At 63.2% G+C, this 12,552-nt stretch carries 10 protein-coding genes, 1 tRNA gene and 1 pseudogene; 11 read left to right on the plus strand and 1 reads right to left on the minus strand.

Annotated elements, in window-relative coordinates; genetic code table 11:
• Nucleotides 1–221: 221 nt before the first annotated feature.
• The 4 genes from gyrB (at nt 222) to LKE06_RS07010 (ending at nt 6,167) form a co-directional block, all read left to right on the plus strand.
• Nucleotides 222–2,255 (plus strand): DNA topoisomerase (ATP-hydrolyzing) subunit B, encoded by a 2,034-nt coding sequence (gene gyrB / locus LKE06_RS06995; protein ID WP_227997801.1) that lies wholly within the window; start codon nt 222–224, stop codon nt 2,253–2,255.
• Between the two features lie 119 nt (nt 2,256–2,374).
• Complete coding sequence (gene gyrA / locus LKE06_RS07000) at nt 2,375–4,888, plus strand: DNA gyrase subunit A (RefSeq protein WP_227997802.1); 2,514 nt, start codon at nt 2,375–2,377, stop codon at nt 4,886–4,888.
• A gap of 38 nt (nt 4,889–4,926) precedes the next feature.
• Complete coding sequence (locus LKE06_RS07005) at nt 4,927–5,958, plus strand: DUF3566 domain-containing protein (RefSeq protein ID WP_227997803.1); 1,032 nt, start codon at nt 4,927–4,929, stop codon at nt 5,956–5,958.
• A gap of 135 nt (nt 5,959–6,093) precedes the next feature.
• Nucleotides 6,094–6,167: transfer RNA gene (locus tag LKE06_RS07010), tRNA-Ile, on the plus strand.
• Nucleotides 6,168–6,241: 74 nt separating this feature from the next.
• On the opposite strand, the gene LKE06_RS33080 is transcribed toward LKE06_RS07010, so the two are convergent.
• Nucleotides 6,242–6,469 carry a hypothetical protein gene (locus tag LKE06_RS33080; protein ID WP_372477367.1) on the minus strand — a complete coding sequence of 76 codons (228 nt, stop codon included), beginning with the start codon at nt 6,467–6,469 and terminating at the stop codon, nt 6,242–6,244.
• Between LKE06_RS33080 and LKE06_RS33085 the strand changes: the two genes are divergently transcribed.
• The 7 genes and pseudogenes from LKE06_RS33085 to LKE06_RS07040 all read left to right on the plus strand — a co-directional run bounded on the left by LKE06_RS33085 (nt 6,371) and on the right by LKE06_RS07040 (nt 12,120).
• Entirely contained in the window at nt 6,371–6,646 is a 276-nt protein-coding gene (locus LKE06_RS33085) for an ATP-binding cassette domain-containing protein (RefSeq protein ID WP_372477351.1), read from the plus strand. The genes LKE06_RS33080 and LKE06_RS33085 overlap by 99 nt on opposite strands.
• A 34-nt stretch (nt 6,647–6,680) precedes the next feature.
• Nucleotides 6,681–6,734, plus strand: a pseudogene (locus LKE06_RS33090) (hypothetical protein); the annotation flags it as partial.
• Nucleotides 6,735–6,984: 250 nt separating this feature from the next.
• Nucleotides 6,985–7,962, plus strand: a complete 978-nt coding sequence (locus LKE06_RS07020; protein WP_227997804.1) for an ABC transporter transmembrane domain-containing protein — start codon at nt 6,985–6,987, stop codon at nt 7,960–7,962.
• Nucleotides 7,963–8,237: 275 nt separating this feature from the next.
• Nucleotides 8,238–9,209 (plus strand): IS21-like element helper ATPase IstB, encoded by a 972-nt coding sequence (istB, locus tag LKE06_RS32805; protein ID WP_305082791.1) that lies wholly within the window; start codon nt 8,238–8,240, stop codon nt 9,207–9,209.
• 637 nt (nt 9,210–9,846) lie between these two features.
• Nucleotides 9,847–10,341 (plus strand): IPT/TIG domain-containing protein, encoded by a 495-nt coding sequence (locus tag LKE06_RS07030; RefSeq protein ID WP_227997805.1) that lies wholly within the window; start codon nt 9,847–9,849, stop codon nt 10,339–10,341.
• A gap of 124 nt (nt 10,342–10,465) precedes the next feature.
• Complete coding sequence (locus LKE06_RS07035) at nt 10,466–11,908, plus strand: glycoside hydrolase domain-containing protein (protein WP_227997806.1); 1,443 nt, start codon at nt 10,466–10,468, stop codon at nt 11,906–11,908.
• On the plus strand, nt 11,905–12,120 hold the full coding sequence (locus tag LKE06_RS07040; protein WP_227997808.1) for a hypothetical protein: 216 nt from the start codon (nt 11,905–11,907) through the stop codon (nt 12,118–12,120). The genes LKE06_RS07035 and LKE06_RS07040 overlap by 4 nt, the downstream gene beginning before the upstream one ends.
• The last annotated feature ends 432 nt before the right edge of the window (nt 12,121–12,552 follow it).

Genomic DNA, 12,552 nt, shown 5'->3' on the forward strand with positions numbered 1-12,552 from the left:
ATTTCTCGCATCCACGGAGCCGTCAGGGGTGTCGTAGGTGCACTGTGGCTTGGGCCTACCAGTAGGATGGTGACGTAACTAGCGGCGATACCTTCGGCGCGTTCGGCACAGCCAGCGCGTGGACCCGTAATTCTCGAGATCAAGACCCGGGCTCCACGTGTGCTATCCGACCGCTGTGCCGGGGATCAGCAAGTAAGGAGAGCTACCGACCAGTGGCTGCCATGGACTCCAACACAGACGGCTCGAACAAGCCCAAGTCAAGCAATTACGGCGCCAGCTCCATCACCGTCCTCGAGGGACTCGAAGCCGTCCGCAAACGGCCCGGCATGTACATCGGCTCCACCGGTGAGCGCGGCTTGCACCACCTCATCTGGGAGGTCGTCGACAACTCGGTCGACGAGGCGATGGCCGGTTACGCCACGCGGGTCGATGTGACCCTGCTGGCCGACGGCGGTATCGAAGTGATCGACGACGGCCGCGGTATCCCGGTAGCCATGCACGCGCAGGGTGTGCCCACCATTGAGGTGGTCATGACCCAGTTGCACGCGGGTGGCAAGTTCGACTCCGACTCGTACGCGGTGTCCGGTGGTCTGCACGGCGTCGGCATCTCGGTGGTGAACGCGTTGTCCACACGCCTGCAGGCGGATGTGGATGTCGACGGTTACCACTGGACGCAGGAGTACAAAGACTCCAAGCCCGGCAAGCTGGTACAGGGTGATCCGACCAAGCACACCGGTACCACCATCCGCTTCTGGGCCGATCCGAACATCTTCGAGACCACCACCTACAACTTCGAGACGGTGGCTCGCCGCCTGCAGGAGATGGCGTTCCTGAACAAGGGACTCACCATCACTCTCACCGACGAGCGGGTGGCCGAGAACGATGTGATCGACGAGGTGGTGAGCGATACCGCCGAGGCGCCCAAGCATGTGGACGAGGCCGCGCCGGCCGCCGCGCCGAAGGTGAAGACCCGCACGTACCACTACCCGGGTGGGCTCGAGGATTACGTCAAGCACATCAACCGCACCAAGACGTCGATCCACAATTCGATCGTGTCGTTCAGCGGTAAGGGCGCCGGGCACGAGCTCGAGGTCGCGATGCAGTGGAACTCGGGTTACTCCGAGTCCGTACACACCTTCGCCAACACCATCAACACGCACGAGGGCGGCACCCACGAGGAGGGCTTCCGCGCCGCGCTCACCACGGTGGTGAACAAGTACGCGAAGGACAAGAAGCTCCTCAAGGAGAAGGACGGCAACCTCACCGGTGACGACATCCGTGAGGGCCTGGCCGCCATCGTCAGCGTGAAGGTCTCCGAGCCGCAGTTCGAGGGCCAGACCAAGACCAAGCTCGGCAATACCGATGTGAAGGGTTTCGTGCAGCGCGCCTGCAACGAGCACCTGACGCACTGGTTCGAGGCCAATCCGGCCGATGCGAAGACCATCATGCAGAAGGCGGTGTCGTCGGCGCAGGCCCGGATGGCCGCCCGTAAGGCGCGAGAACTGGTGCGCCGCAAGTCCGCCACTGATCTGGGTGGCCTGCCGGGCAAGCTGGCCGACTGCCGGTCCAAGGATCCGAGCAAGTCCGAGATCTACATCGTGGAGGGCGACTCCGCCGGTGGTTCGGCCAAGTCCGGCCGCGACTCGATGTACCAGGCGATCCTGCCGCTGCGCGGCAAGATCATCAATGTCGAGAAGGCGCGCATCGACCGCGTGCTGAAGAACAATGAAGTCCAGTCGATCATCACGGCCTTCGGCACCGGTATCCACGACGAGTTCGATATCGCCAAGCTCCGCTATCACAAGATCGTGCTGATGGCCGACGCTGACGTGGACGGCCAGCACATCTCGACGCTGCTGCTTACGCTGCTGTTCCGTTTCATGCGCCCACTGGTCGAGCACGGTCACGTGTTTCTCGCGCAGCCACCGTTGTACAAGCTGAAGTGGCAGCGGTCGGATCCGGAGTTCGCATACTCCGACAAGGAGCGCGACGGTTTGCTAGAGGCGGGGCTCGCGGCCGGCAAGAAGATCAACAAGGAAGACGGCGTCCAGCGCTACAAGGGTCTCGGCGAAATGAATGCCAAGGAGCTGTGGGAGACCACCATGGATCCGAGCGTGCGCGTGCTGAAGCTGGTGACGTTGGACGATGCGGCGGCGGCTGATGAATTGTTCAGCGTGCTGATGGGCGAAGACGTGGAAGCCCGGCGCAGTTTCATCACCCGCAACGCCAAAGACGTTCGCTTCCTTGACGTTTAAGCAGACGTTCAAGCAGACGTTCAAGCGACCGTTCGAGCCTGACGCAGCGACCTCGGGCTCGGCCTGCTTCGATGGCGATTGCCTCGTCGGCCGAGCCGCGAACTCCATAAGGAGCCATCATGACTGACACCACATTGCCGCCGGTGGGCGGGGCAGGCGACCGGATCGATCCGGTCGACATCCAGCAGGAGATGCAAAACAGCTACATCGATTACGCGATGAGCGTGATCGTCGGCCGCGCGCTGCCGGAGGTGCGCGACGGTCTCAAGCCGGTGCACCGGCGCGTGCTGTATGCGATGTACGACAACGGGTATCGGCCCGACCGCGGCTATGTGAAGTCCGCGCGCCCGGTCGCCGAGACCATGGGTAACTACCACCCGCACGGTGACGCCTCGATCTACGACACTCTCGTCCGGATGGCGCAGCCGTGGTCGCTGCGTTACCCGCTGGTCGACGGCCAGGGCAACTTCGGTTCGCGCGGCAACGACGGCGCGGCCGCTATGCGATACACCGAATGCCGCCTGACGCCGCTGGCGATGGAGCTGCTGCGTGAAATCGACCACGAGACGGTCGATTTCACGCCGAACTATGACGGTCGCTCGCAGGAACCGACGGTGCTGCCGAGCCGGGTGCCGAACCTGCTGATGAACGGCAGCAACGGCATCGCGGTCGGTATGGCGACCAACATTCCGCCACACAATCTCAACGAGCTCGCCGAGGCGATCTACTGGGCGCTGGACAACTTCGACGCCGACGAGGAGGCCACCCTCGCCGCCTGTATGGAACGGGTGAAGGGCCCGGATTTCCCGACCTACGGGCTCATCGTCGGTGGTCAGGGTATTCACGATGCCTACACCACCGGACGCGGCTCCATCCGGATGCGCGGTGTGGTCGAGATCGAGGAAGACAACCGTGGCCGTACCACGATTGTCATCACCGAGCTGCCCTACCAGGTCAACACCGACAACTTCATCAATGCGATCGCGGAGCAGGTGAAGGACGGCAAGATCGCCGGCATCTCCGATATCCACGACGAGTCGTCCGACCGTGCCGGGATGCGGATCGTCGTCACGATCAAGCGTGACGCTGTGGCCAAGGTCGTGCTGAACAACCTCTACAAGCACACCCAGCTGCAAACCAGTTTCGGCGCGAACATGCTGTCCATTGTCGACGGCGTGCCGCGCACACTCCGCCTGGACCAGATGATCCGGCTCTACGTCAATCACCAGTTGGACGTCATCGTCCGGCGCACCCGCTACCTGCTGCGCAAGGCCGAGGAACGCGCCCACATCCTGCGCGGTCTGGTCAAGGCGCTCGACGCGCTCGACGAGGTCATCGCGTTGATCCGGCGTTCGGCCAATACCGACACCGCGCGCACCGGCCTGATGCAGTTGCTCGACATCGACGAAATCCAGGCCACCGCCATCCTCGACATGCAGCTGCGCAGGCTGTCTGCCCTGGAACGGCAGAAGATCGTTGACGAGTTGGCCAAAATCGAGGCCGAGATCGCCGACCTCAAGGACATTCTCGAAAAGCCGGAGCGCCAGCGCGCCATCGTGCGTGCCGAGCTGGCCGAGATCGTCGACAAGTACGGCGACGAGCGGCGCACCAAGATCGTCGCCAACGACGGGGACATGGCCGATGAGGATCTCATCGCCCGCGAGGACGTGGTTGTCACCGTCACCGAGACCGGTTATGCCAAGCGCACCAAGACCGATCTGTATCGCAGCCAGAAGCGCGGCGGCAAGGGCGTGCAGGGCGCGGGGCTCAAGCAGGACGACATCGTCAAGCACTTCTTCGTCAGCTCGACACACGATTGGCTGCTGTTCTTCACAAATAAGGGCCGGGTCTACCGGGCAAAGGCGTACGAATTGCCGGAGGCGAGCCGGACCGCGCGCGGTCAGCACGTGGCGAACCTGCTCGCGTTCCAGCCGGACGAGAAGATCGCCCAGATCATTCAGATCAAGGGCTACGAGGACGCCCCCTACCTGGTGCTTGCCACCAGGAACGGCCTTGTGAAAAAGTCCCGACTGTCCGACTTCGACTCCAATCGCAGTGGCGGCATCGTCGCGGTGAACCTGCGTGACTCCGACGAGTTGGTCGGCGCGGTACTGTGCTCGGCCGACGACGATCTGCTGCTGGTATCGGCGCAGGGCCAATCGATTCGGTTCTCGGCCACCGACGAGGCGTTGCGTCCGATGGGCCGCGCCACCTCAGGTGTACAGGGCATGCGGTTCAACGCGGAAGATGAACTGTTGTCGCTCAATGTGGTTCGCGAAGGCACCTATCTGCTGGTTGCCACGTCCGGCGGTTACGCCAAGCGCACCGCGATCGAGGAGTACACCGCGCAGGGACGCGGCGGTAAAGGTGTGCTGACTATCCAGTACGACATCAAGCGTGGCACCCTGGTCGGTGCACTCATCGTCGATGACGAGGATGAGTTGTATGCGATCACGTCCGGGGGTGGCGTCATCCGGACGGCGGCCAAGCAGGTTCGTAAGGCTGGACGACAGACCAAGGGCGTGCGATTGATGAACCTCGGCGATGGGGATACCTTGCTTGCTATCGCGCGCAATGCCGACGAGCCCGAATTGGTCGACGGCGACGACACCACCAGTTCTCCTGAGCAGTAATCCATAGCGGCGGCAACGAACGGATCTAAGGATTCCCATTGACCACTCCGAATCAGCCGAATGACGAGCGGCACCAGACGAACGGCGTGACTGAGCGGATCGCACCGTCACCGATTCCGCCGCGGCCGATCCCACGAGCGGCGGCCGCTTCGGCCGAGGACGGGCCGCAGGGTGGCCCGTCCGGTGGTGCTCAGCCGCACGAAAACTCCGGCCAGCAAGGAGATTTCGCACCGAAGCAGGCGCCCGAAAAGGGCTCCGAGCGGCCCGCTGCGTTTGATCAGAAGACGGCGCGGGCAACTAACGCCGAGTCGAAAACGTCCGGCGACCAAGGCAACGGCAACGGCCAATCGCAGTATCAGGACGGGTGGGCGCAGCTTCCGCAGCGGGAGCCTCAGTCCAACCTGCACCGTCCGGGGCAGTCGCCGGTGACCGGTCGCCCGACCGCCGGCACGGGCGGGCTCGGCGGCGGGGCGACCAATGCCCGTACCACCGCCGACCTTGCGGCCAAAGCGGCTCGCAAGGAAGCTGCGATGGTGAAGTCGGTCGGCATCGACGGTCCGACGCGCAGCATCGCGCGGCCGGAACTGATCAAGGACATGCCGGATCTCTCCGAGATTCGGCACCCGCTGCCGCAGACGGAGGCCACCGGCGCGCAATCGCACATTTCGCCGACGGTTCCGGTTGCGGTGGCCGCGGCGGTCACCACTGGTGAACCGCTGCGGGCGACCGTGCAGATTCGCCGCATCGATCCGTGGTCCACTCTGAAGATCTCGCTGGTGATCAGCGTGGCGATGTTCTTCGTGTGGATGCTCGCGGTCGGTCTGCTCTACATCGTGCTCGAGGGCATGGGCGTGTGGGAGCGACTGAACAACACCTTCACCGACATGGTGTCCCAGGACAGCGGATCGGTGGGGCTGATCGACGTCGGCACGGTCTTCGGCTACGCGGGCGTCATCGGCCTGATCAACGTGGTGCTGTTCACCGCGCTCGGCACCGTGGCAACCTTCATCTACAACCAGTGCTGCGACCTCGTCGGCGGCATCCAGGTGACGCTGGCAGACCCCGACTAGAGACCAGGTTTCCACGCGGCCGGTACCGCCCCTCGTAGGGTCGGTACCGGCCGTTTTGGTCATCAGCGCGACCGTAGGGTAATCTCGTGCCTCGGTTCGGTTAACAGCTTCGGCAGGGATCCGGACACGAATTAAGGGCCTATAGCTCAGGCGGTTAGAGCGCTTCGCTGATAACGAAGAGGTCGGAGGTTCAAGTCCTCCTAGGCCCACTCCCTTTATACCAACCAGGCACTATTTCGCGTGCCGCCCGTTAGCGGGTGCCTGGGGCCAATGGCGGTTATCTTTATTCATTGAGTAGCCGCCATGTGGTGAGTGCGAGTCCGGCCCGTAGCAGCCCGGTGGGCTCGGTGAGTTCGATGCCGAGCGATTCGGTTACGACGCCGATCACGAGGTGCTGCGCGGGATCGAACTGGTGCTCGAGCCGGGGACGGTCACCGCGATCGTCGGGACGTCGGGAAGCGGAAAGTCCACGCTGGTTCAGCTGTTGCCGCGGTTCTTCGACCCGACCCACGGTTCGGTCGCCCTGGGCGGTGTCGATCTGCGCGAGCTCGGCAACCGGGAGCTATACCGGATGGTCTCCTTCGTCTTCCAGGATGCGCGCGTCGGTCGCGGACAATATCGCGCTGGCGGTACCGCATGCCGACCTCGACGACGTGATTCGCGCTGCCCTGCAGGCGAATATTCATGATCGAATTCTCGAACTGCCGCGCGGGTACGAAACGGTGATCAATGAAGAGGCCGGACTCTCGGGTGGCGAGGCACAGCGGATCGCGATCGCACGCGCACTGCTCGCCGATACGCCCGTTCTGGTGCTCGACGAGGCGACCGCCTTCGCCGACCCGCAGACCGAACAGGCTGTGCGACAGTCCCTTTCGATGCTGGCAAGCGAACGAACGATTCTGGTCATCGCCCACCGACTGGAGACGATCGCCGACGCCGACATCGTCGCGGTACTCGAGAACGGATCGATCGTCGAGCGCGGCAGGCCCGCTGATCGCGTTCGGGGCAACGGTCGCGGCCTACGCGGTGTTGCGCTACCGCAGCGACCCGTCCGGCTTCCGCGTCGGCACCACGCTGCTACAGGGCATGTATCACCGGCTCGGCGATCATCTGGCCCGGCTGCCCCTCGGCTGGTACAGCGCCGGTCGCATCGGCGAGGTGTCGGTCCTGGCCAGTCGCGGTGTCCTGCAAGCGATGAGCGCGATCGCGCACCTGTTGTCGCCATACATTTCGGCCTGCGTGACTCCGCTGACAATCGTGGCCGTGATGCTCGCCTTCAACTGGCAGCTGGGAGTGGCCGCGCTGGCCGCCGTACCGATCGTGGCCGCGGTCCAGATCCAGGCGGGACGTTCGACGGCCGTCGCCGACGAGGAACGCCACGACCGCGAACACGAGGCGGCTGCCCGAGTCATCGAATATCTCCAGGCCCAACCGGTGCTGCGGGCCGGCGGCCGGACCGTCGAACGCTTCCGGTTGCTCGACGACTCGCTGCGGGACCTCCAGCGCACATCCCACCGCTCCACACTGCGGGCGTTCCCCACCGCGTTGGGCCTGACGCTCACGGTGCAGACGGTGTTCACCGCACTGCTGGCCCTGGGTGCCTACCTTGCGCTAGACGGAAATATCGGCGCGGCAGAGGTTTTGGCTATCCTGGTGCTCGCCGCCCGCTGTGCCGATCCTTTGCTGTCGCTGTCCGATCTCGGCGGCAAACTGCGCGCCACCAGGTCCGTGCTGGCGCGACTCGACGGGCAGCCGTCCACGGCCAGCGTCGAGCGCCTCATGGCAGGCCGCACCGTGGTGATGGTGGCGCATCGGCTGCGCACCGTCCAACGTGCCGACCGAATCGTCTTCCTGGACGGCGGCCGGATCGTGGAACAAGGAACCCACGACCAGTTGATGCTCCACGGAGGTCGCTACGCCGCCTTCTGGGATATTTCCATGACACCGCAGTCGTCAGAACGGGAAGACCCCACTACCGCAAGAGGATTCGACTTCATACCTTGACGCCGATCCACCGAGCAGACGCATCGAGGCTGCTCACCCGGCGGCGCATGGTGGCTTGCCACATCGCTGCCGCAGCAGCAACGCATCGACCTGCCCGGCTGAACACGATCTGCCACTACTCGCCGACGGTATCGAGGTCCACCTCGGGTCCGTCCCTGTTCATCAACTGTGACGGCGGTTGCTCACGAATCTTGACGGGCGCGTTGCGGAGCCACGGATTTTAGGCAGCACCTGCGGTTATAGTGTAATTATTGGTTGCGGCGCGAGGGGTGCCGATGTCTGAAATGTCGAAAGTCGAGCTGTACGCGGCTATCCGCCAGGATCTTCGTGCCGGCCTGTCCATGCGTGCGATCGAGCGCAAGCACAGGGTCGGGTGGCGTACGGTGGCCAGCGCGACGGAGTCGGTGTGGCCCGAGCCGCGTAAGGAGTATCCGCCGCGACCACAGAAGCTGGATCCCTACAAGCCGTTCATCGACGATGTTCTGCGCGCCGATCTGGATGTGCCTCGTAGACAACGTCACACGGCGACCCGGATCTATCACCGTTTGCTCGAGGAGCACGGTATGAGGAACGTGTCATATCAGCGCGTCAGTGCCTATGTCCGCGAACGCAAACCACAGCTACAGGCGCAGCAGCTGACAGCCCGTCGCCGCTCCGAACGGCTCATCGAGGCCGCCGGGTTCCCTCGCTCTAAAACGTTGCGTGACTTCGATTTCGGTGCCAACCCCAGTGTCGACCCTGCCATGATCCGCACTCTCGCTGAATCCGACTGGGTCAAGGAAGGGCTGCCGTTGTGCTTGATCGGTGACTCCGGCACCGGGAAATCCCATCTGCTCATCGCTTTGGGCACCGAGGCAGCGAAAGCCGGATACCGCGTCAGATACACCCTGGCTGCCAGGCTGGTCAACAGACTGATCGAAGCTGTCGATGGCAAACGGCTCACCAAGACCATCGCCCACTACAGCGGCGTCGACCTGCTCTGCATCGACGAACTCGGCTACACAGAACTGGACAGACGCGGCGCCGAATTGCTGTTCCAGGTATTAACCGAACGCGAGGAGAGGACGTCGGTCGCGATCGTCTCCAACCGTAGCTTCGCCGGCTGGTCCAAAATCTTCACCGACGCTGCGCTCTGCGCCGCCATCATCGACCGACTTACCTTCGGCGGCAACATCATCGAGACCGGCACCCAAAGCTATCGCTGGGCCCATGCCAAGGCAACCGAACCCACCGACAAAACCCGCTGACCGGTCCGAGCCCTGATGCGTCTGCTCAACAACGACTCGTCGGCATCCCCGCTTCGGATCCATCGGATGGCTCGGACCCTATGTGAGAAACATGCGTTCCAAATTTATGAACGGTACGCGTCGCCGACGCCTTCGGAACTCGTTGATAACTCGACCTGAAACGCTGTCGAAGTTCATGGTAAAACGCCGTCGAAATTCGCGATAAAACGCCGTCCGCATTCATGGTAAAACGCCGTCGGGATTCGCGATAATTCCACGGAAACTGCCGCTGACCGGCCAGGTCTCGCAGCTTGCTTCCTGGATAAACTATTGCGCTCCGATTTCTGTAGACGTATGTTTGTGGGTGGGTTTATGTCCAGTTGAAGTTCTGTGAGAAATATATGTAGGCAATTCTAAATTATGAAGGAAGGGGCAGCGCGAACCTGGCGATGCCTCCTGCTCGAAATGCAATTCCGTCACCGGCAACAGCGCGCCGCATTACTGACCGCGGGCAACGTCATCGGCGATACCGCTTCGGCAGCTGTCAGGCTCTCGTGCCCTGCCCCGTAGGCCGACTCTCACCATCACCACAACCTGCACCGGCCCACTGCCCCCAGGGCGGACCAGGGCTCTGATCGACTCACGAAGGAAGATACTCATGCCGACCATCACCTCCCTCTCTCCGACCTCGGGACCCGCCTCGGGGAATACCAGTGTCACGATTACCGGCACCGGGTTCGTCCCTATCGTCCTCGACGTGACGTTCGGCGGGGTGGCGACCACTTTCACGGTGGACTCCTCCACACAGATCACGGCCATCGCGCCTCCCGGGTCGGGCACGGTACAGGTCACCGTCAGCACATCCTCGGGTGGTCCCAGTAACGGCGTTCCCTACACTTATCTCCCGGTTCCTTCCCTGACCAGCGTGAGTCCCACGCAGGGGCCTTTCGCCGGCGGGAACACGGTCACCCTCACCGGCACCAATCTGACAGGTGTCACCGCGGTCCGCTTCGGTGGTACGGCGGCAACCTCCTTCGTAGTCGTCTCGGACACGCAGATCACGGCTGTCGCTCCTGCCGGATCCGGCATTGTCCAGATCACTGTCACCGCCCCGGGCGGAACCAGCAACGGGGAGACTTACATCTATGGCTGACCAGGCGTCCGGGCGCTGACGCCCGCGCACTGGATGACGCCGAACCGTGCTCTGGGCTGGCTACGCGTTCCGGCCCGGGGTGCTGGTTCGGAAGTGCTCACTACCAGGTCGAGGAGGCGAGGCAGTGAAACTGGTGGACTTCTCTGCTGATCTGATCGACCCGCAAGCCATCAAGGATGCGGGATACGTCGGCGTCATCGGCTACTTCTCGGACTCCCGGCCCGGCGCGAACTTCGGTGCGAAGCCGTTGCGGCGCGATTACTGCGATCGCCTGCGCGCGTTGGGGTTGGAGATCGTCTCGAACTACCAGTACGGCAAGGGCGCTACTTCGGATTGGCGCGGCGGATTCGATGGCGGAGTCCGGCACGCCGAGATCGCCTTGAAATACCACACCGAGGCGGGCGGGCATGGCAACCGGCCGATCTACGCGCCCGTTGACTCGAACCCTTCCCTCGAAGAGTGGAATTCGCGGATCGCACCGTTCCTGCGTGGCTGGGCGTCGGTGGTCGGCCGGGAGTGGACCGGTATGTACGGCAACGCGCGCTGCATCGACTGGGCGCTCGAGGACGGCGTCGCCACCTGGTTCTGGCAGCACAACTGGTCCGGCGATCCATCGATTAACGGCGACCATCCCGCCGCTCACATTCACCAGGTCGAAATCGACAAACGTACGGTCGGCGGTGTCGGGGTGGACGTGAACATCACCCTCGAAGACGACTACGGGCAGTGGTCCGCGGTGGCGACAGGTGGAGGTAGCGCCGCGGGGCATCCGCTCGGGGTCGATCTCGTTCCATATCGCGAGCAAATGAATGGGCTGTGGAACGACGCCGACAACACCAAACAGTTGATCGTTGAGCACACCACCGAGAGCGAGAGCGGGAACACCGCGGTCATCGGCTACCTGGAGCGAACCGGCAACGGCTCCTACCAGACGATGATCGACTTCGACGGCGAAGAAGTGCGGATGGTGCCCGACAACAAGCAGGCGTGGGCAGCGATGATGCAAGGCAACCGCCGCGGCCTGCATGTATGCGCGATGGGCCGAGCCGAGTGGGCGCGTGACCGGTGGCAGCAAGAGGGAAAGCTGCTCGAGCGCACCGCGATGCGGTACGCGGAATGGAGTCGCCGATACGGCATCCCACTCGTGAAGATCAGCGCCGCTGATGCGGCCAACGGAGTGCGGGGAATCGTCGGCCACATCGATATCACCGCTGCGTTCCACGAGTCCGACCACGGGGACCCCGGCCGCAACTTCCCCTACGACATCGTGATCGCGCGGGCATTCGAGATCAACAACGGCACAACGATATCGGAGGAGTTCATGTCCCTGGCAGATGACGAACTCGGCAAGCGGTTTGGATCGCGGTCGAAATACCGTGCTGACGATGACCTGGTCGATACGCTCGCCGGATTTGTTCTCAACATCGACGCTCGAATCCACGAGGAGCACGTCGAACGCGAAGCCCTGAAAGGTGTCGGTTGGGCCGTCGACCTCGTGAAGCGAGAAGCCGCACGGGGTGATGCGGGCGCGCAGGCGGTACTGGCGGAGATCGAAGGTTCCGAATGAAACGCATACCTGAACCAGCACTCATCCGGTCGATCTTGGTTGCCATCACTGGCGTCATCGCGTTGCTCGGCGGCAAGCATATCGATACGAGTTGGATCGAGACCGCGGTGACCGTCTATGCCGCGATCAGCCCGATCATCGCGGGCGTGTTGATCCGACAAGCGGTCACACCTGCTCGGGCGGGAACGCCCGAACCCGACGAGACGAAGTAGCGGCTCCTTTCGAATTTGTGCCCGGCCGCAACCGCTCCCGGGTGGCTGGCGTGAATATAGGCTGGGCGATCGACATTTCGCCGCGCCCGCGGTGCCACATACAGACCGGCAGCCGGCGTATGTGCTGATTGTCGTTGCTGCGCTGAGTCAGGCGAGCACCGTGTACGCCGCCGCAATTCGGCGATTTAATAGTGTGTCGTCGCTGATATCGATCGCGTTGCCGTAGATTTGAAAGCGTGAATTTCTCGGATATTTGTCTAAAACACTATCCAGAGTTCCTTATTCGGATGGCGTGTGCCGCTGCCGTGTTATTGCCTGGCCCTTGCTGATAGCGGCTGAGCGGGTCCGCGAGTGCGACGAAGCCGCCGAAGCGGTCGGCGGCGGCGACCTTTGGGCTGCGCCCGATCTGCCGTCGGTTCCGACCCCGAGCCG

This window comes from Nocardia australiensis, assembly GCF_020733705.1.
Taxonomy (GTDB): Bacteria; Actinomycetota; Actinomycetes; order Mycobacteriales; family Mycobacteriaceae; genus Nocardia; species Nocardia australiensis.